This is a genomic window from Acidovorax sp. JMULE5, assembly GCF_013376875.1.
GTDB lineage: Bacteria > Pseudomonadota > Gammaproteobacteria > Burkholderiales > Burkholderiaceae_C > Acidovorax > Acidovorax facilis.
The window spans coordinates 544,311-568,697 of the sequence record NZ_CP035951.1; the positions used below are offsets into that span (position 1 = coordinate 544,311).

The following is a 24,387-nucleotide window of genomic DNA, read 5'->3' on the forward strand; positions in this document are numbered from 1 at the left end:
TGTACTTGCGTCGTGTGTTTAGCCGCGCTGGGCAAACGACCAGGCCAGTTGGGCCATGGGCCGCGCGGTGTCGCCCGATGCCTTGGCCTGCGCGCTGGAGGCCGTGCCAGCCTCCACCCGCTTGGCAATGCCTTGCAGGATGGCCGCGATGCGGAACATGTTGTAGGCGAGGTAGAAGTTCCAGTCGGCACGCAGTGCCTCGGGCGTGGTGATGCCGGTGCGCTCGCAGTACAGGCGGATATAGGTGTCTTCGTCGGGGATGCCCAGCGCGGCCAGGTCCAGCCCTGCGATGCCGCGCCCGAGCGAGGCGGGGATGTGCCAGCTCATGCAGTGGTAGCTGAAGTCTGCCAGCGGATGGCCCAGCGTGGACAGCTCCCAATCGAGCACCGCAATCACGCGCGGCTCGGTGGGGTGGAACATCAGGTTGTCCAAGCGGTAGTCGCCGTGCACGATGGAGACATGGCCCTCGTCCCGAGCGCTGGCAGGCATGTTGGCGGGCAACCACTCCATAAGGCGGTCCATCTCTTCGATGGGCTGGGTGATCGAGGCTACATACTGCTTGCTCCAGCGGCCGATCTGGCGGTCAAAGTAGTTGCCTGGCTTGCCATAGTTGGCCAGGCCTCTGTCTGCAAATTTCACCGTGTGCAGCGCTGCGATCACCCGGTTCATCTCGTTGTAGATATCGCCGCGCTCGGCCGGCGTCATGCCGGGCAGAGATTGGTCCCACAGCACGCGGCCCTGCATGCACTCCATCACGTAGAAGGCGCGGCCGATGACGGATTCGTCCTCGCACAGCACAAACATGCGGGGCACGGGCACGTCGGTGCCATACAGGCCGCTCATCACCGCAAACTCTCGCTCGATGGCGTGGGCCGAAGGCAGCAGTTTGGCCACGGGGCCAGGCTTGGCCCGCATCACGTAGCTGGCACCGGGCGTGATGAGCTTGTAGGTCGGGTTGGACTGCCCCCCTTTGAACATTTCCACGGTCAGGGGGCCCACGAAGCCTTCCATGTTCCGTGCAAGCCACGCGGTCAGCGCTTCGGTATCAAAGGCGTGCTGATCGGAAACAGGACGGGTGCCGACGAAATGGTCAAAGTTGCTCATGGAGGAATGGGGAGAGGTTCGGTCAGTCAATGAGTCAGTTGTCGGTTTCAGCAATGCGCATCAGGGCTTCGCGGTCACGCACCACCAGGCCGCCCGGCTCGATGCGAATGGCGTCCTCGCGCTCCATGGCCTTGAGTTCCTGGTTCACGCGTTGGCGCGATGCGCCCAGAAGTTGCGCCAGTTCTTCCTGCGCCAGTTGCAGGCTGATGCGCATCTCGCTGCCGTCCGACAGGCTGGGCACGCCGTAGCTGCGCACCAGGTGCACGAGCTGCTTGGCCAGGCGCGAGCGCAGGGGCAGGGTGTTGAGGTCTTCCACCAGCCCGAACAGCTGGCGAATGCGCCGCGCATGCAGTCGCAGCATGGCTTCGTACAGCTCGGTGTGCACCGCCAGAATCTTGCGGAAATCGGCCTTGGCCACACACAGGATCGTGGTGTCGCCATGCGCGTAGGCGTCGTGTGTGCGCCGGTCCCCGTCGAAGATCGCTACATCGCCAAACCAGATGCCCGGCTCCACATAGGTCAGCGTGATCTGCTTGCCCGAGATGGAGGTCGAGCTCACCCGCACCGCACCGCGCGCGCAGGCAATCCACTCCTCGGGCGGATCTCCGCGTGCGGCAATGAGGCCGCCGTCCTTGAAGCGTTTGACGTATGCACATCTGAGGATGTCGTGGCGTAGAGAAGGTGAGAGAGATGAAAACCAGCGACCTGAGTTGATCGCTTCACGTTCTTCGATAGTAAGAATCGGGTCGTCCATGGCCTGTCTTTTGGGTGACTAGAAACAGACCCATTGTCGCGTCAGGGACCTTCATGCTGCGTCAGGGTTGTCACCTGCGTGTCTGCGCTGTGGGCGCCCAAAAGAAAACCCCCGGACGCTGCAGCGCAGCGGGCCGGGGGATGGTGCTTGGCGGTGGTGCTCTGTGGGTACGGTACCCCGGTGCAATGCTATTCGTAGCGGGGCACTCGTTTTTCGAGGAAGGCCGATATACCTGCGCCGCCGTTCGTATGGTGCAGGTTCTTCACGAAATGGTCGCGCTCATGGGCCAGGTGATGTGTGAGCTGGGCATGGGGCGCTTCGTTGAGCAGCTCCTTGATGCTCGCGAGGGCATTGGGTGCGCGCGCATTGAGCTGCTCAGCCAGTGCCAGGGCGGTCTCCAGCGCGCTGCCGGTTTCTGCAATGCGGTTGACCACACCGAGAGCGTGCAGGCGTTCTGCGCCGATGCGGTCACCACACATGAGGATCTCGGTTGCCACCTGGCGGGGCAGGGCGTGCGACAGGCTCCAGCTTGCGCCGCCATCGGGTGAAAGGGCCACATTGCTGTAGGCCATCACAAACACGGCGTTGCGGGCCGCCACGATGAAGTCGCAGGCCAATGCCAATGAAAAGCCCGCACCGGCCGCCGCGCCTTCCACGGCGGCAATCACAGGCTTGGGGTAGGTGCGGATGGTCTCGATCCAGTTGTGCAGGCCCTCAATGCTTTGTGCCTGTACCTCGGGGGCTTCCTGGCGGTTGGCCAGCAGGCGCTGCAGGTTGCCGCCCGAGCAGAACATGCCATCGGCCCCCGTGATGACCACGCTGCGAATGTCCGGGCTGCTTTCGGCCACACCCAGCGCCTCCACGCCCGCTGCGTACATCACCGGGTCGATGGCGTTGCGCCGCTCAGGGTTGCGAAGGGTCAGGATCAGGGTCTGGCCCTGGCTGGTGCTCTGGAGTTCTGCGGGCATCTTGTCTCCGGGTAGGGGCTTCGGACGGCTGTTGTCAGGTTTGCACGGGGCTACGCATCGTCCGCAGCTTATCGAACAGGGCGCGGCCCAAGCCAAGGCGCGAAGCGACTCAGGGGGATGCGCCGTGTCAATCAGTCTTCTTCAACGTGCGTCAGGCTCAGGCCGATGGCGCCGCGCCTGCGCAGCCAGGGGCTCGGGCGGTAGCGGGTGTCGCCATAGACCGTTTGCATGTTGAAAAGCACTTCGAGGATGTTGGTCGGCCCCCAGCGGTCGCCCATGGCCAGGGGGCCCAGGGGGTAACCCAGGCCCAGTGTCACAGCGGTTTCCAGATCCTTGGGGGAGCAGATGCCTTGCTGGCAGATATCGCTGGCGATGTTGACGATGGTAGCCACCACGCGTTGTGTGACGAACCCGCCGCTGTCGCGGATCACGCTCACGGCCTTGCCGTCGCGGGCAAACAGCGCATGCGCTGCGTTGCGGATGTCCACGCGGGTGGCGGGGTTGGTGGCCAACACGCGGCGCTTGGTAGCGGCGTCGTCGATCAGCATGTCGATGCCGATGGTGCGCGCCGGGTCCAGGCGCTCCACGACCGCCACGGTGGTGATGTCAAACCCCAGCGGCGCGACCAGCGTGATGGCCTGGGGCGAGGGCGACTGGCCGGTTTCGATGGTGGCGCCCAGGTCCTTGAGCAGCTGGTACAGCTCCGCGCGGCGCGCGGCACGGGGCGAGACCCACACGGGGGGAATCTCTGCCACCACGGGCGGCGGCGCCTCTGCCGGTATCTGCGCCACGCCGTCCACGTAGCGGTAAAAGCCTTCGCCCACCTTCTTGCCCACCACGCCGCCTGCCAGGCGCTGCGCGGTGATCACACTGGGGCGAAAGCGCGGCTCGTCGTAGTACTGGCGGTAGATGGATTCCATCACCGGGTGGGAGACGTCCAGCGCCGTCAGGTCCATCAATTCAAAGGGGCCGAGCTTGAAGCCGACCTGGTCGCGCAGGATGCGGTCGATGGTGGCGAAGTCGGCCACGCCTTCGCCCACGATGCGCAGGGCCTCTGTGCCAAAGCCGCGCCCGGCGTGGTTCACGATGAAGCCGGGGGTGTCTTGTGCCTGAACGGGGGTGTGTCCCATTTCCCTCGCATACGTGGCCAGGGCGGTGCACACGGCTGCATCCGTCTTGAGCCCGGCAATCACTTCCACCACCTTCATGAGCGGCACGGGGTTGAAGAAGTGGAAACCCGCCAGGCGCTCGGGCCGCTGCAGGCCCGCGCCGATGGCGGTGACCGAGAGGGACGAGGTATTGGTGGCCAGCACCGCATCCGGGCGCACCACGGCTTCCAGTTCGGCGAACAGCGTCTTTTTCACATCCAGCCGCTCCACGATGGCTTCTACCACCAGGTCGCAGCCTGCCAGGTCGGCCACGACCTTGACGGGGTGCAGCCGCGCGGTCAGGTCACCGGCCTGCGCGGCATCGATGCGGCCCTTGGCCACCAGTTTGTTCCATTGCTCCTGGAGCGCCGCCTTGGCCGCATCGGCGGCGCCGGGGTTGGCATCAAGCAGAAAAACCTGGCTGCCAGCCTGTGCGGCGATTTGTGCAATGCCCCGACCCATGGCGCCGGTGCCCACGATAGCGATGTTGGGAAACTGAATTTTCATAGCGCCATTATGGCTCTGGCGTTGCGCGGGACTTATGTGCAAGAATGGGTTGCACCAAAAAGCAGAACATATTGTGAAAATCCGTAACGCCATTTTGGGGACCAGTCTGTGGGCGGTCGCTGCAGGCGCCTCGGCACTGTCCTTGGGCGGCAGCAGGGGCGTGGTGGTGTTGGGTGCCCCCGTAGATCTTTCCTTCGATATCCAGCCCGACCCAGGCACTGATCTGGCCTCTTCCTGCGTGACGGCCAAGCTGGTGGCCGGCGATACGGTGATTGGCGATGCCAAGGTGCGGGTAGTGCCTTTGCCCGACATGCGGGGGCGGTCTCCGGCCGTGCGGGTGCAGGCCGCCATCGCGGTGGACGAGCCGGTATTGATGGTCACCTTGTCGGCGGGGTGCACAGGCAAGGTCACGCGCACCTACACTTTTTTTGCCGAGCTTCCATCCACGGTGGCACGGTCCGCATCGCCGGTCGATGTCTCGCGGCTACCTTCCCTTGCGGCCGGTGGGGTCGAAGGACCCCGTCCGGCCCAGGGTGCAGCAGGGCAGCGCGCTGCAGGGGCTGCCACTGCGCCTGTGGCGCCTTCTCCGATGGCCTCCGTGCCCTTGTCTTCCGAAAACCGGCCCGAGCCCGTACCCAACACCCCCTCGGTGGCCAAGCCTGCTGCGCGGACGGCACCGGCACGGCCCCCAGAGCGCCCAGTGGCGCGCCCCCAGGCCAGCGCTGAAAAAAACAAGCTGCCAACAGCCCCCAAGCCTGCTGACCGGGCTCGCTTGGTCGTCGAGCCACTCGACCTCTGGGTAGACCGTCCGCTGGCACTGCGCACCTCGCCTGAACTGCTGGTCATGCCATCAGACCAGCCCTCGGCCCAGCGTGCCCAGGCGGCAGCGCTCTGGAAAGCGATGAATGCCCAGCCCGGGGATGTCAATCAGGAGGCTGACCGGCTCAAGGCCCTGGAATCCGACGTCGCTGCCCTGCGGGCGCAGGCCGCCCGCGACCGGGCCAGCGCAGCGCAATTGCAGCAACAACTGGAGCAGGCAGAGAGCGAGAGATTTCCTGCCACGGTGGTCTACGCACTGGGCGGGTTGCTGCTGCTGGCACTGTTGCTCGCTGTGTGGGCCTGGGGGCGGATGCGCAGCGCCTCCGAAAAGGCGGTGCGCGCATGGCGCGATTCGGTGGCTGCGCTGGGTGGCCGTGATGCCGTGGTCGAGCATGGGGCTGCGCTGGGCCTGCCCCCCGACCCCACCGATCACTGGCTGCCGTCCGACGAGTCCGCCGAAGCCCGGGAACCTTCCCCTGGCTCAGCTGCTGCCCCGCTGGTAGCTCCTTTTGTGGCCACGGCCCCTTTGCCCAGTGCCCCGGTCCCCCTGAAGGCGACCGTTCCCCCGCCAGCACCCGCCGCTGTAGTCACGCCGCAGCCCGCGCTGCACATCGTCAGCCCGGAGGAGCTTTTCGACATCCAGCAACAGGCCGAGTTTTTTATCTCGGTGGGGGAACACCAGCAGGCCATCGAAGTGCTGAAAACGCACATCGCTGAGCGCGGTGCCACTTCGCCGCTGGCGTATCTGGAGCTTTTGCGGCTGTACCACACGCTGAGCCGGGTGGAGGAGTTCACACAGCTGCGTACGCAGTTCATGCAATCGTTCAACGCACAGGTGCCGGAATTTGCCAGCTTCCACCGCACGGGCCGCATGCTGTACCACTACACCGATGCGCTCGCTGACATCGAGGCTGAATGGACGTCTCCGTCGGTGCTGCAGTTGCTGGAAAAGCTGCTTTTCAGGCAGAACGGTGTCGGTTCGGTCGAGCCCTTTGACCTTGCGGCTTACGACGACCTGCTGCTGTTGCTCTCCATTGCGCAGACCACGCCCGCAAGTGCCCGAGGGGAGCCTGCGCCCCGCAAGCGCACCACACCGCTCGCCGCACCTCGGGACGAAACCCAGGTGCAGCAAGCGCCAGCCCCGAAGGTACCTGCGACAACGGCGGCATTACCGCAGGACTCGCGCGCGGCCAGCCTGGAGTTCGACTTTGACGGGATGCCTCCCGCTACAGGGCGGCCAGCTCAGGCATCGAGTGTCGCAGCGCCCTCCGCACTGGATGGCGACACGCGCGGTGCGCCGCTGGATCTCGACCTCGACCTTGATCTGTCAGAGCCGCCCCATCTCACCCTGAGCGATCTGCCGGCCGTGCCGGTGACCGCGCCCCCGGCCGCGGGTCAGGCCGTCGGTTTTGGCATGGACAACGACCTGGTCGAACTGCGGCTGGAACTGGAGCAGAAGAAAGGCGACCGCAAATAGGCCGACAGGCCAATGGATCATCCCTTCAGCGGCTCGCGCGCTGGCTGTTTTGTTCCATCAGGCGCATCAAGTGCGTGGCGGTGGCTTCAGGGTCTGGGGCATTGACAAGGGCCCGCACCACCGCAATCGACCCCACGCCCGTGGCCTGCACCGGCGCAAACTGCTCGGCGCCGATGCCGCCAATGGCCACCTGGGGGTAGTGGCGCAGCAGGCGCGCATACACACCCAACCGGCCCACACCCTGCGGGGCCGTGGCCATCTTCTTGAGGGTGGTCGGGAATACGGCGCCCATGGCGATGTAGCTGGGGCCTACTGCATCGGCACGCACCATTTCTGCGTAGCCATGGGTGCTGACACCCAGGCGCAGGCCCGAAGCGCGCAGTGCTTGGAGCTCGTCGGGGGCCAGGGCATCCAGATCTTCCTGGCCCAGGTGAATGCCATAGGCACCCGCCTGGATGGCCGTGCGCCAATGGTCGTTGATGAACAGCAGCGCACCCGTGCCCTGCACGGCCTGTACGGCGGCGTGCACTTCCCGTTCAATGGCGGCAGCGTTGTCCGACTTGAAGCGAAGCTGCACGGTGGGCACGCCCGCACGCGCCATGCGGCCTACCCAGTCGGCGTCGGGCAACACGGCGTACAGGCCCAGGTGCTCAGGGCATGGGGCGAACGCTTGGGCACGTGGCAGGGGTTGCAGGCCAAAATCCTCTGGCGCGTCGGGCCATTGCTCAGGCTGGAAGGTGCCGGTGCGCAGGCTCTGTGCCAGCCAGGCCTGGGCCAGGCACTCCGCGTCGTGGGCAATAAAGCCCAGCGTGCTGCAGGCCTGCAGGGCTGCCAGGTAGGCAGGTTCCTGCCGCGTGGGTTCCGGGGCGGGCTCGGCACCAAAGCCCGCGAAGGTGGCGGCGTGGTGCGCAAGAATGGCCTGCACCATGGCGCTGGTGTCGTCACGCATGTTGTTCATGGTGCCAGAAGGGGGTGCCGAGCACGGGCGTACTGGGCTGGGCCGCATCCTGCGCTGCCATGGCACCTGCCTGGCGCGCGGCGCGCCCGGCATTCACAGCATCGGCGAAGGCGCCGGCCATGGCCACCGGGTCTTGCGCCAATGCAACGGCGGTGTTCAGCAGCACGCCGTCATAGCCCCATTCCATCACCTGGCAGGCGTGGGATGGCAGGCCCAGCCCGGCATCCACCAGCATCGGCACGTTCAGCCGTTCACGCAGCGTTTGCAAGGCATAGGGGTTGACGGGGCCGCGCCCGGTGCCGATGGGTGCCGCCCAGGGCATCACGGCCTGACAGCCCACATCCACGAGGCGCTGGCACAGCACCAGGTCCTCCGTGCAGTAGGGCAGCACCTGAAAGCCTTCCTTGATGAGGTGTTCGGCCACGCCCACCAGGTTCAGGGTGTCGGGCTGCAGGGTGTAGTCGTCGCCAATCAGCTCCAGTTTGATCCAGGGGGTGTTGAACACCTCGCGCGCCATCTGTGCCGTGGTGATGGCCTCTTGCGCGCTGTGGCAGCCTGCCGTGTTGGGCAGCACAGGCACGTTGAGCTTGCGCAGCAGCTCCCAGAAGCTGCTGCCGCTTTCTGCCGGGTTGCTGCCCTGGCGGCGCAGCGAGGCGGTGACCATGGCAGGCTTGGCGCGCAGCACGGCGGCTTCGAGCACTGCGGGGGATGGGTAGCGCGAGGTGCCCAGCAGCAGGCGGCTGGCGAACTGCTGGCCGTAGAGCACCAGGGGGTCTTGGGGCGTTGAACTGGTCATGGTGTTTACTATGTTTTTGATAGCTGCTAGCGCTTATCTATCAGGCGCTAGGTGCCAATTTGGCTTCAATTTTCAGGCAGCGGATCAGCCCCCCGTCACGGGCGAGATGATTTCCACACGGTCGCCGGGCTGCAGGGCCTGCGCGGCGTAGCGGGTGTTGGGCACAAAGGTGGTGTTCACGGCCACGGCAAAAGGCGGGCGGGCCGCGATGGCGGCCACGGCGTCGGCCACGGTAGCGCCCTCGGGCAGTTCGTGCGGGATCTGGTTGATGGAAATGTTCATGCGAGAGCGGCGGCCGCGCTGGGTGGGGGCAGGGGGGCGGGCTCCAAGTCCAGCGCGAGGTCAAATCGTTGCGAAAGCTGCGATTGTCCTGCGTTCAGCACTTCCAGCGTCACATCCAGCATCGCGGGTGCGATCATGAAGCCGTGGCGGTACAGGCCGTTGATTTCCAGCACGCCCTTGCGCGGCTGGCGGATGGCGGGCAGGTTGTCGGGCAGCGTGGGGCGGCACTGCGTGGCCAATTCCAGGATGCGGCCCTCTGCAAAGCCGGGGTGCACGGCGTAGGCGGCGGAGAGCAGCTCCAGTGTGGAGCGCACACTGGCGGGCGACAGGTCGTCCGATTCGATTTCGGTGGCGCCGATGACGAACAGATTGTCTTCTTTGGGCGCAATGTAGATGGGGTAGCGCGGGTGCACCAGCCGTGTTGGGCGCTGCAGCGTGACATCCGGCGCGTGGATGCGAACCACCTCGCCGCGCACGCCGCGCAGTGCACTCCACTGGCCCTTGGCGCCCAGGCCACGGCAGTCCAGCACCCAGTCGGGTTGGCCAGGGGCGCCGGGGGTGAAGGTTTCGGGCGACTGGGGGCTGTGCCAGTACGTGCGCACCGACAGCCGCTGCATTTCCACCACCAGGGCGGCCAGCAGCTGCCGGTTGTCGAGCTGGCCTTCGCCGGGCAGGTACAGGCCCTGCGCAAAACGCTGCGCGAGGGTGGGTTCCGCCTGGGCCAGCGCGGCACCGTCCAGCTTTTGCAGGGCGGGCAGCTCTGGCACCTGGTGCTGGTTGGCCTCCAGCTGGCGCGTGAGCCGCTGGGCTTCGGCCACGTCCTGCCGGTGCCACACGATGAGCGTGCCGGCCTGCTGGAAGAACACGGGCTCGGCCAGCGCCGCCAGCAGTTGCGGCCAGCGGGTGAGGGCGTGGTGGCCCATGCGTACCACGCCGGGCTCGGTGATGGCCGATTCGGCCAGCGGCGCCAGCATGGCGGCGGCCACGGTCGCGGCCGAATGTTCGGCGGCCGGGCTGCCCGCGTCGTAGATGTCCACACGGTGACCCTGGCGGGCCAGCTCCACCGCAAGCAGGCGGCCCATGAGGCCCGCGCCCAGAATCGCAAAAGAAGAGGGTTGAAGTGGCATAGGTCCGTCGGTGTGTCCGTGTTGGCTGGCAACCATGGACAAAACGGGGGCAGCGCCGCTCTTGGAAACTCCCCACGCCAGCATGACCTGGATCGGGTAGCGGGGCCACGTTGCAGGCAGTGCCATGCAGCGCTGCGTGCGAGCCCCAGGGTATTTCTCAGTCGCACACCGAAGAACCTGTTCAGGTTCTGAACGGAGGGACACCCCTGTTTCGTCCGGAAAAAATCAATTACAGCACAACCCTTGGCAGCTCTTTTTGCGCTAACGCATAGGCCATAATTTTTGCCATGACTTCATTGACCCCACCGACCTCCGCAGCGCGCCGCTATGTGCGCGTGCTTTCCATTGCCGGTTCTGACAGCGGCGGCGGGGCGGGCATCCAGGCCGACCTCAAGACCTTCAGCGCCCTGGGCTGCTACGGAATGACGGCCATCACGGCCATCACGGCGCAGAACACCTGCGGCGTGACGGGCATCCACGGCATTCCTCCCGAGATGCTCAAGGCCCAGATCGACGCCGTGGTGCAGGACATTGGCGTGGATGCCGTCAAGATCGGCATGCTGCATTCGCCCGAGGTGGTGCGCGTGGTGGCCGATGCCATCCGCACCTACCAGCTGCCGCACGTGGTGCTCGACCCCGTGATGGTGGCCACCAGCGGCGACCGGCTCATCGCCGCAGAAACGGTGAGCGTGCTGGTGCAGGAGCTGTTTCCGCTGGCCGAGGTAATTACCCCCAACCTGGACGAGGCCGGCTGGCTGCTGGGGCGCAGCATCAAGGGCGTGGAAACGCTGGATGAAGCCGCGCAGGCGCTGTGCGCGCTGGGCGCACGCGCGGCGCTGCTCAAGGGCGGCCACCTGCCCGGAGGCTGGGTGGTGGACGTTCTGGCCACCCGCAGCGGTGTGCGGCAGCGGCTGGAGTCTGCACGCATTGCCACGCCCAATGGGCACGGCACCGGCTGCACTTTGTCATCGGCCATTGCGGCACATCTGGCGCAGGGGCTGCCCTTGCAGCAGGCAGTGGAGCGCGCGCGCGCCTACATTTTGGGCGCCATCGCCGCAGGGGCTGATGTGACCACGGGCCGTGGCCACGGGCCACTCAACCACGGTTATGCGCCCCTGGTGCAGCGGGTGCAGCGGGTGCAACAAGACGGACTCTGAGCCGCTATGTGACCCGTGCGGATTGGCTCACACCACCTGCGCGAAATGGCTGCGCAGGTAGGCGATGATTTTTTCCGAATCGTAGAGCCAGTGGCTGTTGCCGGCCTCGTCGGTGATTTTCAGGCAGGGCACCTTGGTGTGCCCACCTTGCTGCGTCAATGCGGCCCGGGCGGGGCCTTCCGATTGCGCGTCCACCTTCGTGATGTTCAGCGACAGGCGCCGCATTTCCTGGCGCACCTTGATGCAAAACGGGCAGGTCTGGTATTGGTACAGGGCGAGTGAGCGGCACGACTGATCCACGGATTCCTGCCCCGCCTGGGAACGCTCCATGCCCTTTGGACGCGTCAAGGCCTCTTTGAGCAGCATCACGGGGCCCAGAACAATGCGCAGGGTCTTGAAAAAGGATCGAACTAAAAATTTCATGGGTCATTTTAGGCAAGCACAGCGCCGCCCCTTTGCGGGCGGACCTTGCCTGCCCTTGTTTGAGATGGCTCAGCGGCGCGGGCGGGTCGCAAATGCCAGCACAAAACACAGCACCAGCGTAGGTAACGCGGCGCCCAGCAGGGTGGAGACCATGGGCAGCAGGTGATAGAACGCTACGCCCCCCAGCCAGATGGCAACAGGGATGGGGTTGACCTTGCGAGCCTGCGCCAGCAGTGCAGGTGCATTGGAGCCAAACGCCAGCCGCCCCAGGATCACGCCAAACAGCGGCACAAACACCGAGCTGAGCAGCAGCAAAAACGGCTCCAGGCTGTGCATGGGCAGCACCAGCGCCAGACCCGTGCACACGGCTGCCACCGCCAGGCCCCACTTGCGCACGCCCCAGCTCGGCAGCAGGCTGTGGGCCGATACGGCACCCGAATACGTGTCGCCATAGGCGTTATCCACCTCGTCAATCAGGATCAGCGACAGCGCAATCAGCCCGCCCTGGGCCAGCAGCAGCGCCTGCACCAGGTCCTTGCTGGGCAAGGTCAGCGCCACCAGCACACCCAGCGTGTAGCACCACATGTTGGCCAGCGCGTAACCCAGCCAGGTGCCACGCAATGCGGAGCCGCCGTTCTTGCCGTGGCGCGCATAGTCGGCCACCAGTGGCAGCCACGAAATGGGCATGGCGATCACCAGATCCAGCGCAGGGAACACGCCCATGCCGCCCGCGCCCTGGCGGTTCCACAGCGCATCAAACCCCTGGGCCTGCGCCAGCGACAAAAACTGCCACGACAGCCACAGCAGCGACAGCACCACCAGCGGCAGCGCCACGCGCGCAATCACCTTGCGCACCAGCTGCACCATCGATCCGCTGATGAGCAGCATCACCACGCCGCCCCACAGCAGCGTGGCCGCTACCTGCCAGTGCGCACCGGCCATGCTGCCCGACTGCTGACCGATGGCCACGGTGGCATCGCGCATCACCACCAGCTCGAACGTGCCCCAGCCCACCAGCTGCACGATGTTCAGGATGATCGGCAGGCTGGCAAACGTGCGGCCATAGACGGCATGCATCAGCCCGGCGCTGGCCAAGCCGCTGTCGCAGCCCAGCTTGGCCACCCAGCCCAGCAGGCCGGCGCCCACGATGGAGCCGGCCACGATGGCGATGAGCGCTTCTTTGGTGCCCAGCGCGGGCATCAGGTAAGCCCCCACCTGCATGACCAGCAGGCCCACGCCCAGGCTGAACCAGAGCGAGGCGTGGTCATGCCACTGGAAGACGCGGCGGTCGAGGGAGACGGGGGCCAGCGCTTCGTTGTGGGAGGGCGCGGCGGGCGATGAGGACATGGATGGCTCCGTGGCAGTACAGAGCAGGGGCGGCCCGCCAGTGCGCCCCAAAGTCATTTCATTCAGGGCTAGGCCAAAGCGGACGTGCTTCCCTGCGCGAGGATGATCTCAATCAGGTTCAAAGGGACTCTCTCAGTCGGTTCCAGTGGCCTGGTCTCGACACCCCTAGCGTTGGCGTTCCCGGAGGAACGCGGGGGCCATTGTAGTGGGGAGCTCAGGGTGCGGGACGGACGATGGGGATCGCGTAGTGCATTACGGAGTCGTCTGATGTTGGGTGGTACTCGGCACCGTAGATTTCCAGATCCGGCCCCAGGGTGTGCGACTGGCTGGCCGACAGCAGCCAGCTGGAGTAGATGTAGTTCACCGTCGCATCGACATTCTGCGCAGGACCCCTGTGGGTGAAGCGCGCATAGGTCGATGCGGGGATTTCCATGGCCACCATGCCCGGCGGCAGCGCGCCGAGGCCGCGCACTTCGATGCACGCCAGGTAGCGCAACTCTTCGGTGTGTGGTCCCGCCGGTGCCACGACGCCATAGCAGACTCCGGGCACGGTGTTCGCAATCTCGCCCAACCGGGGCAGAAACTTCGCCCACAGGGGCGGCAGCTTCTGGCCAAGGTTGTTCTTTTCGGAATCGATGCCGTAGTAGTCCGTGGGCAGTCCGACCAACTGCATGACGCGCTGTGGTGCGATATCCGGCGTGAGCGAGATGTTGCGGTGGATGTGCGTGAGGTAGTCAAGGTCAAACCGCATCTTGCGCACGAACAGCGAGCGGTTGCCCATCTTGCGGTACTGCGACGGTGTGATCCGAAAGCAATCGCGGAACGCGCGCGTGAAGCTCTCCTGCGTCTCGTACCCCGACGCCAGCGCAATGTCGAGCACGCTCAGCCGCGTGTTGGTCAACTGCCCCAGCGCCCGCGAGAACCGGCGCGACCGGATGTAGGTCTTGAGGGTTTCGTTGGTTAGCGCCTTGAAGATCCGCTGGAAGTGCCATTGGCTCATCCCTGCGGCCCGTGCCACTTCAGCCAGTTCGATATCGGATTCGAGATGGGCTTCGATGAAGTCGATGCCCTCCTGGATTTGCCGCAGATAAAGCACGGTGGTCTTGGTCCGTTCAAGGGGTTTCAAAGAAACCGGTCATGGCCACCAGGCGATTCTGGTCGTTGTACCGGCCGTAGCTCACGCCTTCCCCGATCACCTGTCCGCTGCCATCCACCATGTTCCATTTGGCGATGCTCTGCTGGTTGTGGCTGGCGAAATAGTGGGTCACAAAATGCCCGCCGGGGACCTGACTGTGAAAGTTGTCCATGTAGGCCGTCAATTGGTCCCAGCCCTGGGCGGTGGCCAGCGGGTCGTTGTAGGTGCAGGCGGGGTCGAGGGACTGGGAAAACAGGGCTTCCCTGTCTGCAGCCGAGTCGGTTTTCCACGACGCGGTGTAGGTGTCCCAGATTGATTGAAGGGGTTGTTGGCTCATGGTGTGCTCCTGATGGGCGGTGAATGGAGACGCCATCGTGCCGGGCGCTTGAGCGCCTTTTTGACATTTTGTGCTTATTTTTGGGCGCGTCGTTTGGGCACGAAACGACGATGCCCCGACTCGCCTGGACTACGTGCTGACGGAAGGCACAGACGCCGGAGCCACACCCAGCAACTGGTGCAGCCGTGGGCTGGTTGTGGTGTATTGCAGCGCCACCTTGTCGCCCTTGAGCGCCTCGGCGGCGCCAAAGGCGGCTAGCGTGGCCTCGTGGAAACCGCACAGGATGAGCTTGCGTTTGCCGGGGTAGGTGTTGATGTCGCCCACGGCGTAGATGCCGGGCACGCTGGTGCGGAAGGCCTCGGTGTCCACCAACAGTTGTTTGCGGTCCATGGCCAACCCCCAATCCGCAATGGGACCGAGGCGGGGCGAGATGCCGAGCACAGCCACCAGCAGGTCCAGTGCCAGGGCGCGGGTGCTGCCATCGGCGTCCACCACCTGCAAGGCGGTCAGCTGGTCGCCAGCGGTTTCAATGCCGGTGATCTGCGCAGACTCGACATGGATTCGGCCCGCATCGCGCAGTTGCTGCAGGCGCTGCAGCAGAGCATTCGGGGCGTGGAACACATCGCGGCGGTGCAGCAGGCTGACGCGGGCGGCCTGGCCTTGTTCGGCCAGTTCCACGGCGCGGGCCACCGCGGGCTCGTCGCCGCCGTGCACGACGACGTGGCGCCCGGCCACATCCGCAGTCGCGGGCAGGTGTTGGTAGTGGACCTGGGTACCCACAAAGCGCTCGATGCCGTCCACCTTGAGCGTGCGCGGCACAAAGGCGCCCACGCCGGCGGCAATGAACACGCTGCGGGCCAGCAGTTGCGCACCTTGCGAGGTTTCGACCAGCAGGCGCCCATCGGCCTGCACGGTGAGTGCGGACACCAGCGTGTTCAGGTGCCACTGGGTCTTGAACGGCGCAATCTGCTGAAGCAGCAAACCGGCCAGCTCACGCCCGGTGCACACGGGGATGCCCGGGATGTCGTAGATGGGTTTGTCGCCGTACAGCTCGACGCACTGGCCGCCTGCATGGGGCAGGGCATCGATGACATGGGCGGTGATGCCTTGCAGGCCCAGCTGGAAGACCTGGAACAGGCCCACGGGGCCCGCGCCGATGACGACGGCGTCGGTTTCTTGAATCATGCCCAAGCCACGCGCGCAGCGCCAGAAACTAGCGCTGCCAAAGACCTGTGCCACCGTGGAACTGGCTTTGCCAGGCCACTGGTGGCGTCCCCCATCGGGGATGGCGCGAAGCGACTCAGGGGGGTCACTTGACTAGTTCGTTGACCTTGCCCGGCTTGCCGTTCCATTCGTCGGCGTCGGGCAGCGCGGGCTTGCGCTTGGTGATGCTCTTCCAGCCGTCGGCAAAGGCCAGGTCGGCGTTGAGCTTGATGAAAGCAATCTGGTCGGCCGGCAGGTCTTCTTCGGCAAAGATGGCGTTGGCCGGGCATTCGGGGATGCAGACGGCGCAGTCGATGCATTCATCGGGGTCGATGACAAGCATGTTCGGGCCTTCGCGGAAGCAGTCCACGGGGCACACGTCCACACAATCGGTGTACTTGCACTTGATGCAGTTTTCGGAGACGACGTGGGTCATGACAGGAGTTGTGTGGGTCGGTGAAAACCCTCAATTTTAGAAGCTTTCACCGACCTTTGGTTACAGGGTCCCTCACCCCGATGGGGTGACTGGGGTTACGGGCGCTGATCTAGATCAGTTCACCAGCACGGCACCGGCCGTTTTGTGGCTCGCGGTGTCCACCAGGATCAGCGATCCGAGCACCCGGGCTTTGCCAAAGGGGGCGGCCGGAATCGCCTCTTGCAGCAGCAGGTCGACATGGCCGATGGCATTGGGGTCCAGCTGGGTGGCGGCTTCTTCGGCCAGCGTGTTGATGTTGAGCTTGTGCACCACGGCTTTCACCTTGGCCTTGACCCAGCGGTGGCCGTGCAGCGCCCAGTACACGCGGCCTGCGACCAGGGGCTCGTCGTCCATCCAGGCCACCGTGGTGCGCAGCTCGCGGCTGGCGGGCCATGCAGGCACGCTGGCGGGCGTGTCGAAGTCGTCTTCGGCGGGGGTGGCGACGGCAGGCGCCGCCAGAATCCAGTCGCCCCGCGAGACATCCACCTCGCGGTCCAGGATGATGCCGGCGCTGGTACCTGCGGGTACATCGGTGGGGCGACGGGCGTGGTCCAGCACTTGCGCCACGGTGGCCAGCTGGCCGCTGGGGAAGATCTGTACAGCGGTGCCGGGCGCAAAGCTGCCCGCAGCCACACGGCCCCAGAACACACGGCGGCCTTGCGAGGTGTCGGAGGACGACGAGAACTTCTCGACCCACTGCACCGGGAAGGCCGGTGCCAGCGCTGAGTCTGCGGGGGTGTTGGGCAGTGCTTCCAGCACCTGAAGCAGCGTGGGGCCGTCATAGCCGCACCAGCCCGCATGGGCGTCCACCACGTTCCAGCCCTTGAGGGCCGACACCGGCACCATGGCGCGCACGGTGATGCCCGCCGCTTGGGCAAAGGATTGCAACGCGCCCTGGATGTGCTGCCACGCCAGCGCGGGGTCTTCCACCGCGTCGAGCTTGTTCACGGCAAACACCAGCGAGTGCACGCGCAGCAGGTGGGCCAGCAGGCTGTGGCGGCGGGTTTGCGGCAGCAGGGCCAGGCCCGCGTTCTTCCAGTCGAGCTTGGTGGCATCGACCAGCACCACGGCGGCGTCGGCGCTGCTGGCGGCGGTGACCATGTTGCGGGTGTATTGCTCGTGGCCGGGTGCATCGCCAATGATGAACTTGCGCTCTTCGGTGGCGAAGTAGCGGTAGGCCACGTCGATGGTGATGCCCTGTTCGCGCTCGGCGCTCAGGCCGTCGGTCAGCAGGGCCAGGTCGGTCTCGCCCTGGCGCTGCACACCGGCCAGGTGATCTTGCAGCACGGCTTTGCTGTCCACCAGCAGGCGGCCGATCAGCGTGCTCTTGCCGTCGTCCACGCTGCCGCAGGTGATGAACTTGAGCGCGGAAATATGGTCATTTTTGCCGCTAGCGCTTGTAGGGATTGCGCTGGAAGCTATCGAATTCATAGTGGTCATCAGAAGTACCCGTCTTTCTTGCGCTTTTCCATCGAGGCATCGCTGGTCTTGTCATCCATGCGGGTGGCGCCGCGCTCGCTCACGTCGGCGGCCAGGGTCTCGATGACGATCTCGGCCGGGGTGGCGGCGGTGCTTTCCACCGGTGCGGTGCAGGTGATGTCGCCCACGGTGCGAAAGCGCACGTCGCGTGTCTCGACCACGTCGCCTTCACGCGGCGGTGTCAGTTCGGTCACCGGCATCAGCAGGCCCTTGCGGTCCACCACCTGGCGCTTGTGCGTGTAGTAGATGCTGGGCAGGCCGATCTGTTCGCGGTCGATGTACTGCCACACGTCCAGCTCGGTCCAGTTGCTGATCGGGAACACGCGGAAGTGTTCGCCGGGCTGCAGGCGGGTGTTGAACAGGGTCCACAGCTCGGGGCGCTGGGCCTTGGGCTGCCATTGGCCGAAGCTGTCGCGGTGGCTGAAGATGCGCTCTTTGGCGCGTGCCTTTTCTTCATCGCGGCGGGCGCCACCGATCAGGGCGTCAAAGCGGAATTCCTCGATCGCTTCGAGCAGCGTGACGGACTGGTGCACGTTGCGCGATTCGCCGGGGTGGGCCAGTCGCACGGTGCCGCGTGCCATGGAGTCTTCGACATTGCGCACGATGAGTTCAGCACCGAGTTCCTTGGCGCGGAAGTCGCGAAAATCCGTCACTTCGGGGAAGTTGTGGCCCGTGTCGATCATGAGCAGCGGGTAGGGAATGCCGCCGCCGCTGGCCTTGGTGCCAAAGGCCTTTTCGGCGCACTTGAGCATGACGAGCGAATCCTTGCCGCCCGAAAACAGCAAGGCAGGGCGTTCAAAGGCGGCAGCCACTTCGCGCAGGATGAAGATGGTTTCTTCTTCCAGGGCGTCGAGGTGCGAGTTGTTGAGGTGGTAGCTCATATCGTTGGTTTTTTTCTCAAGCAGCGCGGTATTGGTCCTGGTGTTCATGGTCGGTGCTGCAGTGGAGTCAGTGGGCCAGATGCAAACCGCACTCGCGGTTGTCTTCGCCCTTGGTGGGGTCCACGTAGTCAAAGTTGTTGGGCAGGCCGTGCTTGACGCAGTATTCGTGCAGATCCTTGGACGACCAGTGCAGCAGCGGCGCCACCTTGATCAGGCCGTCAGGGTTGATGCTCACCGGGTCCATCTGTGCGCGCACAGCGGTGTCGGTGGCGCGCAGTGCGGTAAACCACACCTTGGGGGCCGTTTCGCGCAGGGCGCGGGCAAAGGGCTCCAGCTTCACTTCTTCGGTAAAGGCTGCGTGGCGTGGGTCGTCCAGCGCGGGCGTGGCGCCTTCCACGGCCTCACGGTGCGCGCGTGAGCGGCGTGGCAGGTAGATCTGCAGCTTCAGGCCCAGTTGCTTTGTCACCTCGTCGGCAAAGCGGTAGGTGGCTTCGGTGTTGTAGCCGTTGTCCATCCACACCACCGGCACATCAGGGTTGACTTGCGTGACCATGTGCAGGATCACTGCCTCGAAGGGGCGGAAGTTGGTGGTGACGATGGCGGGCTGGCCCAGCCCCAGCGCCCAGGCCACCAGGTCTGGTGCGTTGCGGCCGAGGTCGGCGTTGATGCGTGCGAGATCGATTTGGCTCATGGTGCAGGGCTTGTGGGTTGGGTTCTCAGGCGGCGGCGCGGTGGGCAAACAGCGGCTGGGGATTGACGGCGTCGCCCTGGTAGAAGCCTGGGAACAGTTCAAACTGGCGCTGGGCATCGGCGGCATCCACCCCCTCGGCCAGCACCGCGCTGCTAAAGCCTGTGCGCTGCATTTGCACGAGTTGGTCGATCAGCACATCACCCGTGGCGCGGATTTCGCCAGCAAAGCCACGGCGGCGGCGCAGCAAAAAGGCCTGGCTGAACGCACGGCCATCGGTGAAGTTGGGGAAGTGCAGGTCCACGCGTTCCACGCCTTCCAGCGGCAGGGCTGTGGCGTCGGCATCGTTGGCCAGCGCCACCACGCGGGCGTCGCCTTCCGCCGGGGGCTGGTGTTCGTGGGATGCAAGAAGTGTCAGGTTCATCATCGTTCGGATTTCGGTGGCAGGGCAGCTTCAGAGGCTGAGAGTTTTTTGCCAGTGCCCGAAAGGTGCGTCAAAACGCCGCTGATCGAGGCGCAAAGCACAGCCATAGCTCGGGCTATGGCGAGCATTTGCAACGACGAGCTGCGGTGTTTTGGCGTGCAAGGCGGGCATAGAAAAAAGACTTTCAGCCTCTCAGGCCGTGGCCAGGGTTTCGTCTTTGTGGCGGGCAAGCTTTGCGGCTTCCTTGAACGGGTCCAGGCCGGTGCGGCGCACGGTGTTCTGGAAGGTCTCGCCGCTTTCGCGCAGGTCGCGGTAGGTGCTGAGCACCGCCTCGATCACGTCGGGCACTTCGGCGGCCGAGAACGAAGGGCCGATCACCTTGCCCGCCACGGCAGCGCCCGACAGGTCGGAACCATCGGAGCCACCCAGCGTGACCTGGTACCACTCCTTGCCGTCTTTATCGACGCCCAGGATGCCGATGTGGCCGCTGTGGTGGTGGCCGCAGCTGTTGATGCAGCCGCTGATGTGCAGGTCGATCTCGCCGATGTCGTCCAGCTCGTCCAGATCCTGGTAGCGCTGGGTGATGGCCTCGGCAATCGGCAGCGAGCGGGCATTGGCCAGCGCGCAGAAGTCGCCGCCGGGGCAGGCGATCATGTCGGTGAGCAGTTGCACGTTGGCGCTGGCCAGGCCCAGGGCCTTGGCTTCTTGCCACAGGTCGAACAGGCGGCTGGCGTGCACCCAGGGCAGCAGCACGTTCTGGTCGTGCGTCACGCGGGCTTCTCCGGCGGAGTATTTGTCCACCAGGTCAGCCAGGGCGATCAGTTGTTCGCTGGTGGCATCACCCGGCGACTGGCCGGGGCGCTTGAACGACAGTGTCACGGCGCGCAGTTGCGGGTTTTGGTGCGGGTGCACATTGCGCTGCAGCCAGCGGCCGAACATCACATGCTCTGCCGCCAGGGCGTCCAGCGATGCCTGCAGTGCTGAGGGGGGCACATCGGCAATGTTGGCCAGCTTCGGCGTCACAAAGCAGGCGGCCACGCGGTCAAACTCAGCCTGCGGAATGGTGTGGGGGCCACCGTCGATCTCGACGATCTGGCGGTACTCTTCTTCCACATCGTCGATGTACTGCTGGCCTTCGGCCTTGACCAAAATCTTGATGCGGGCCTTGTACTTGTTGTCGCGGCGGCCGTGCTCGTTGTACACGCGCACGATGGCCTCGATGTAATTCATGATCTGGTTCCAGGGCAGGAACTCGCGGATCACGGTGCCAATCACCGGCGTGCGACCCATGCCACCGCCCACAAACACCTTGAAGCCGATCTCGCCCTGCTCATTCTTGAGCAGGTGCAGGCCCACGTCGTGCCAGCCCGTTGCGGCGCGGTCGTCCTTGGCACCGCTGATGGCGATCTTGAACTTGCGCGGTAAAAAAGCGAACTCGGGGTGCAGCGTGGTCCACTGGCGGATGATTTCCGCATAGGGGCGCGGGTCCACGATCTCGTCCACGGCAATGCCGGCCAGGGCATCGGTGGTGGTGTTGCGGATGCAGTTGCCGCTGGTCTGGATGCCGTGCATGTCCACAGTGGCCAGCAGGTCCATCACATCCGCACTTTTGGACAGCGGAATCCAGTTGAACTGCACATTGGTGCGGGTGGTGAAGTGGGCGCAGTTCTTGGGCAGGAAGGTGGTGCCCAGCTTGCCCTGGCCTTCCATGGCGGCCTTGAAGACGGCCGCTTCGGGTTCGTCGTATTCGCGGGCGATCTGGGCCAGCACGCGCAACTGGCGGCTTGCGATTTCACCGTAAGGCACAGCCACGCGCAGCATGGGGGCGTAGCGCTGCACATACCAGCCGTTTTGCAGGCGCAGTGGGCGGAAGTTGTCTTCGGGCAGCTTGCCGGTCTGCCAGCGCGTGAGCTGGTCACGGAATTGCCGCGCCCGCTGTTGCACAAATTGTCGGTCGAATTCTGTGTATTGGTACATCGTGGTCAGTGCAGTTCAGTGCGTGCAACTCAAATCAAGATCAGTTTGAAGCCCGCCCAGGCGAGCAACAGCGAGAGGATGGAGCGAATCAGGCGCTCGGGCGTGCGGGTCACCAGGCGCGAGCCCAGCCAGATGCCCGGCAGCGAGCCAGCCAGCAATTGTGCAAGCAAAGGCCAGTCCACCGAGCCGAGCGAGGCGTGTCCGAGGCCCGCCACCAGAGTCAGGGGCACGGCATACGCAATGTCGGCACCAATGATGCGCGGCAGGGGCAGCATGGGGTAGACCAGCAGCAACACCGTGACGCCAATGGCGCCCGCGCCCACCGAGGTAAAGGTGACCAGCGTACCGATGACGGCACCCATCAGCACGGGCAGGCTCCAGTGGCGAGGGCGTGTGGGGTCGCCCGTGTGGCTCTTGCGGGCTGCGGCTTCGGCCGCCTGGCGCTGGGCAGAAAACGCTACCACCTTATAGAGCGTGGCCGCTGCCGTCAGCAGCAGGGCAAAGCCCAGGGTGGTAGTCATCACACGCTGCGCGGTGCTGCTGGCCGGGCCCATCACCTTGAGCGCCCACAGCGCCAGCAACGCGGCCGGAATGCTGCCTGCGCAAAGCTGGCCCACAACTTTCCAGGGCACCAGGCGCTGGCGGGCCAGGCTGACGGTGCCGCCCATCTTGGTGAAGGCCGCGAACAGCAGGTCGGTCCCCACGGCCATGTGGGGCTTGATGCCAAAGAAGAAAATCAGGATCGGCGTCATCAGCGAGCCACCGCCCACGCCGGTCAGGCCCACAATCAGCCCGACCGCAAAGCCCGCAAAAACAAACGCCAATTCATGCATGGCCGCGAATGTAGGGGAGAGGCTTATGGAAGCAAACTATTGTTTCGCTCTGCTGATATGTCAATTTGCTTATAAGCAAGTGTGGGCGCGGTTTTTTAACGCGTTTTCGGCGTTTACAGACGCTCGGTACCCAGCGCCCTGGCCAGCTTGGCGTCCAGCGGCAGGGGTTCGCCTTGCAGGCGGGCTGCCAGCAACTCACCGCACAGCAATGCCAGCGTCAGCCCCCGCGCGCCCATGGCGGTGTTGACCCACAGGCCCGGAAGGTCCGTGGCGTCCACAGGGCCGACGATGGGCAGGCGATCCGGTGCGGTGCAGCGCACGGCGGCCCAGGTTTTCAGGGCAGGCGGCGCTGCCGGTCCCCCTTCGGGTTCTGACGCTGCGGTGGGGGGGGCGAGCGACGCTTGGTGGAACGCGGGCGCCAATTGCGGTGCTATTGCGGGCAGCAGTGCCTGCAACTTGCCCCAGTTGGTGGCATGGGCCGCCTGAACGTCGGCGGCGCTGGGCGGCAGGGCCTGCACATCCCGCTCAAACGTGGAGCCCATTACCCAACCCCAGCCCTGGCGGCCACCCGCATCGCCGCCGAGCGGAAAGCGGGGCACCAGGTTGCCGTTGCCGTTGGCCGGAAACGGCAGCAGCGGCGCCGCAGGGTCTGCTTGGTCCCCCCACGACACCTGCCCCCGTACCGGCTGCAAAGGCCAGCGGTGGTTGAGCAGCTCCAGGCTGCCAGCGCCCGCCGCAATGACCACCGTGGGTGCCTCGGCCAGCACCTGGCCCTGGGCGTCCAGCGCCTGCCAAACCGTGGTGGCCAGGTGGCCATCGGCGGCGGGGGGCTCGGCACGTCGTAGCTGTGCCACCTGGCGGCCGCCTTGCCAGCGTATGCCGGGCTGCGCCAGCAAGGCCGTGGCCAGGCGGGCCGGGCGCACCCAGCCTGCCTGGTGGTGCCAGCAGGCGGTGGCATCGGGCGGTAGCTGGGCGGCAGCCAGGGTGGCGGGGGGCGCAGGCTCGCTCCAGGCGGCGCCTGGGCCATCCCACCAACCGGGCGACAGGCCGGGCGTGCCATCGGTGCGATGCTCCAGCACGCCGCAAGGGTCCCAGTCCACGCCCTCGCTCAGCAGCCAGCGCGCCTGCTCCAGCGTGGTGCGGATGCCGCTGCGCGACAGGCGCGACAGCACACTGTCGTCGGGCGACACATGGGGCGCAAACACCCCGGCGGGCAGGGCCGATGCGCCTGCGGCGGGCTCGGGGGCCTGGTCCAGCACTGTGACCTGCCAGCCGCGCCGGGCCAGGCTGGCGGCGGCGGCGGCGCCTGCAATGCCGCCGCCGATCACGATGGAGGGGCCGGGCAGGGCGGGTTCGGGCGCCACCGCAGGCTGGCGCGTGGTGCGTGGCTCCCAGCGCGGGTTGAAGGTGGCGTGCAGGTTGTCGCGTTTGGGCGGCACGCCGGGCACACGGGCCACTTCAAAGCCACATTGCGCCAGTGCATCGCGCACAGCGCGTGCGATGGTCCAGGTGGCGAGCTGTGTACCGCGACGGCAACAGCGCGCTACGGCCTTCAGGGTGTGCAGGTCCCAGCTTTCGGGGTTGCGCTGGGGGCTGAAGCCGTCGAGGTAGACGGCATCCACCACCAGGTTCTGCTGGCGCAGCATGGCCTGCGTGTCGCCCACATACAGGGTGAGCAGCACCCGGCCGTCATCAAAACGCAGGCGGTGCACGCCCGGCAGCAGGCCCCACCATTGCTGGTGCAGTGCTTCTGCCAACGGGGCCAGCTCAGGGTGGACCAAGGTGGCACGCAGCAGATCGGCTGCACTCACGGGCCAGGCTTCTGTCGATACGAAATGCAGCAGCGTGGGCCGCGCGGGGTCGGCCCGCCAGGCGGCCCAGGTCACCAGGAAGTTCAGGCCAAAGCCAAACCCGGTCTCCAGAATGCGCCATTGCGGCTGCCCCGCCCAGGCCTCGGGTAGGCCACAGCCGTGCAGAAACACCCGGCGGGCCTGGGTGAGGCCGCCGTTTTCACTGTGATAGCGGTCGCCGAAGCGGGGGCTGTAAGGGGTGCCGTCCGGCAGCCAGTCAACAGGCTCGGACATCGAG

General features: G+C 65.6%; 23 protein-coding genes and 1 riboswitch. Of the genes, 2 read left to right on the forward strand and 21 right to left on the reverse strand.

The genetic code is table 11. The features are described 5' to 3' along the window. Window positions 1–18: 18 nt before the first annotated feature. From EXV95_RS02545 to EXV95_RS02560, 4 genes are all read right to left on the reverse strand, one after another. Window positions 19–1,104 carry a phosphotransferase gene (locus EXV95_RS02545; protein WP_176885696.1) on the reverse strand — a complete coding sequence of 362 codons (1,086 nt, stop codon included), beginning with the start codon at window positions 1,102–1,104 and terminating at the stop codon, window positions 19–21. Window positions 1,105–1,138: 34 nt separating this feature from the next. Continuing rightward, window positions 1,139–1,858, reverse strand: a complete 720-nt coding sequence (locus EXV95_RS02550) for a Crp/Fnr family transcriptional regulator (RefSeq protein ID WP_055393849.1) — start codon at window positions 1,856–1,858, stop codon at window positions 1,139–1,141. A gap of 188 nt (window positions 1,859–2,046) precedes the next feature. Continuing rightward, window positions 2,047–2,826 (reverse strand): oxepin-CoA hydrolase, alternative type, encoded by a 780-nt coding sequence (locus tag EXV95_RS02555; RefSeq protein WP_176885697.1) that lies wholly within the window; start codon window positions 2,824–2,826, stop codon window positions 2,047–2,049. Between the two features lie 131 nt (window positions 2,827–2,957). Further along, a complete protein-coding gene (locus EXV95_RS02560) occupies window positions 2,958–4,481 on the reverse strand; it encodes a 3-hydroxyacyl-CoA dehydrogenase (RefSeq protein WP_176885698.1) in 1,524 nt (507 codons plus the stop codon). 73 nt (window positions 4,482–4,554) lie between these two features. Here EXV95_RS02560 and EXV95_RS02565 point away from each other — a divergent pair, with 73 nt between their 5' ends. Beyond that, window positions 4,555–6,777: a hypothetical protein gene (locus tag EXV95_RS02565; protein WP_370460172.1), complete on the forward strand. Its 2,223-nt coding sequence runs from the start codon at window positions 4,555–4,557 to the stop codon at window positions 6,775–6,777. A 25-nt stretch (window positions 6,778–6,802) separates the two neighbouring features. On the opposite strand, the gene EXV95_RS02570 is transcribed toward EXV95_RS02565, so the two are convergent. From EXV95_RS02570 to thiO, 4 genes are all read right to left on the reverse strand, one after another. After that, on the reverse strand, window positions 6,803–7,726 hold the full coding sequence (locus EXV95_RS02570; protein WP_176888921.1) for a thiamine phosphate synthase: 924 nt from the start codon (window positions 7,724–7,726) through the stop codon (window positions 6,803–6,805). Beyond that, the gene (locus EXV95_RS02575) at window positions 7,719–8,531 is read right to left on the reverse strand and encodes a thiazole synthase (RefSeq protein ID WP_176885700.1); all 813 of its coding nucleotides are present in this window, start codon (window positions 8,529–8,531) and stop codon (window positions 7,719–7,721) included. Before EXV95_RS02575 ends, EXV95_RS02570 begins: the two co-directional genes overlap by 8 nt. Before the next feature lie 84 nt (window positions 8,532–8,615). After that, the gene (gene thiS / locus EXV95_RS02580) at window positions 8,616–8,813 is read right to left on the reverse strand and encodes a sulfur carrier protein ThiS (RefSeq protein WP_055393858.1); all 198 of its coding nucleotides are present in this window, start codon (window positions 8,811–8,813) and stop codon (window positions 8,616–8,618) included. Next, window positions 8,810–9,940 (reverse strand): glycine oxidase ThiO, encoded by a 1,131-nt coding sequence (gene thiO / locus EXV95_RS02585; protein WP_176888922.1) that lies wholly within the window; start codon window positions 9,938–9,940, stop codon window positions 8,810–8,812. Before thiO ends, thiS begins: the two co-directional genes overlap by 4 nt. Before the next feature lie 287 nt (window positions 9,941–10,227). Here thiO and thiD point away from each other — a divergent pair, with 287 nt between their 5' ends. Further along, window positions 10,228–11,097 carry a bifunctional hydroxymethylpyrimidine kinase/phosphomethylpyrimidine kinase gene (gene thiD, locus EXV95_RS02590; protein ID WP_176885701.1) on the forward strand — a complete coding sequence of 290 codons (870 nt, stop codon included), beginning with the start codon at window positions 10,228–10,230 and terminating at the stop codon, window positions 11,095–11,097. Between the two features lie 27 nt (window positions 11,098–11,124). Here the strand turns inward: thiD and EXV95_RS02595 are convergent, their stop codons facing one another. The 13 genes from EXV95_RS02595 to mnmC form a co-directional block, all read right to left on the reverse strand. Then, window positions 11,125–11,463, reverse strand: coding sequence for a glutathione S-transferase N-terminal domain-containing protein (locus EXV95_RS02595; protein WP_255484896.1), 339 nt, complete (start codon window positions 11,461–11,463; stop codon window positions 11,125–11,127). Between the two features lie 126 nt (window positions 11,464–11,589). Next, window positions 11,590–12,867: a cytosine permease gene (locus EXV95_RS02600; protein ID WP_176885703.1), complete on the reverse strand. Its 1,278-nt coding sequence runs from the start codon at window positions 12,865–12,867 to the stop codon at window positions 11,590–11,592. Between the two features lie 72 nt (window positions 12,868–12,939). Beyond that, window positions 12,940–13,044, reverse strand: a riboswitch (TPP riboswitch). A 37-nt stretch (window positions 13,045–13,081) separates the two neighbouring features. Further along, the gene (locus EXV95_RS02605) at window positions 13,082–13,993 is read right to left on the reverse strand and encodes a helix-turn-helix domain-containing protein (RefSeq protein WP_255484897.1); all 912 of its coding nucleotides are present in this window, start codon (window positions 13,991–13,993) and stop codon (window positions 13,082–13,084) included. Then, window positions 13,980–14,339: a nuclear transport factor 2 family protein gene (locus tag EXV95_RS02610; RefSeq protein ID WP_176885704.1), complete on the reverse strand. Its 360-nt coding sequence runs from the start codon at window positions 14,337–14,339 to the stop codon at window positions 13,980–13,982. Before EXV95_RS02610 ends, EXV95_RS02605 begins: the two co-directional genes overlap by 14 nt. A gap of 129 nt (window positions 14,340–14,468) precedes the next feature. Next, complete coding sequence (locus EXV95_RS02615) at window positions 14,469–15,524, reverse strand: NAD(P)/FAD-dependent oxidoreductase (protein ID WP_176885705.1); 1,056 nt, start codon at window positions 15,522–15,524, stop codon at window positions 14,469–14,471. Window positions 15,525–15,648: 124 nt separating this feature from the next. Continuing rightward, on the reverse strand, window positions 15,649–15,978 hold the full coding sequence (gene fdxA, locus EXV95_RS02620) for a ferredoxin FdxA (protein WP_055393870.1): 330 nt from the start codon (window positions 15,976–15,978) through the stop codon (window positions 15,649–15,651). A 114-nt stretch (window positions 15,979–16,092) separates the two neighbouring features. Next, window positions 16,093–17,457 (reverse strand): sulfate adenylyltransferase subunit 1, encoded by a 1,365-nt coding sequence (locus tag EXV95_RS02625; RefSeq protein WP_176885706.1) that lies wholly within the window; start codon window positions 17,455–17,457, stop codon window positions 16,093–16,095. Further along, window positions 17,457–18,425, reverse strand: coding sequence for a sulfate adenylyltransferase subunit CysD (gene cysD, locus EXV95_RS02630; RefSeq protein ID WP_176885707.1), 969 nt, complete (start codon window positions 18,423–18,425; stop codon window positions 17,457–17,459). The genes EXV95_RS02625 and cysD overlap by 1 nt, the downstream gene beginning before the upstream one ends. A gap of 19 nt (window positions 18,426–18,444) precedes the next feature. Next, window positions 18,445–19,068 (reverse strand): phosphoadenosine phosphosulfate reductase family protein, encoded by a 624-nt coding sequence (locus EXV95_RS02635; protein ID WP_055393876.1) that lies wholly within the window; start codon window positions 19,066–19,068, stop codon window positions 18,445–18,447. 25 nt (window positions 19,069–19,093) lie between these two features. Further along, a complete protein-coding gene (locus tag EXV95_RS02640) occupies window positions 19,094–19,489 on the reverse strand; it encodes a DUF934 domain-containing protein (RefSeq protein ID WP_370460173.1) in 396 nt (131 codons plus the stop codon). A 192-nt stretch (window positions 19,490–19,681) separates the two neighbouring features. Further along, a complete protein-coding gene (locus EXV95_RS02645) occupies window positions 19,682–21,466 on the reverse strand; it encodes a nitrite/sulfite reductase (protein ID WP_176885708.1) in 1,785 nt (594 codons plus the stop codon). A 29-nt stretch (window positions 21,467–21,495) separates the two neighbouring features. Then, the gene (locus EXV95_RS02650; protein WP_055393880.1) at window positions 21,496–22,299 is read right to left on the reverse strand and encodes a sulfite exporter TauE/SafE family protein; all 804 of its coding nucleotides are present in this window, start codon (window positions 22,297–22,299) and stop codon (window positions 21,496–21,498) included. Window positions 22,300–22,412: 113 nt separating this feature from the next. Then, a complete protein-coding gene (gene mnmC, locus EXV95_RS02655) occupies window positions 22,413–24,383 on the reverse strand; it encodes an FAD-dependent 5-carboxymethylaminomethyl-2-thiouridine(34) oxidoreductase MnmC (protein WP_176885709.1) in 1,971 nt (656 codons plus the stop codon). Between the last annotated feature and the right edge of the window lie 4 nt (window positions 24,384–24,387).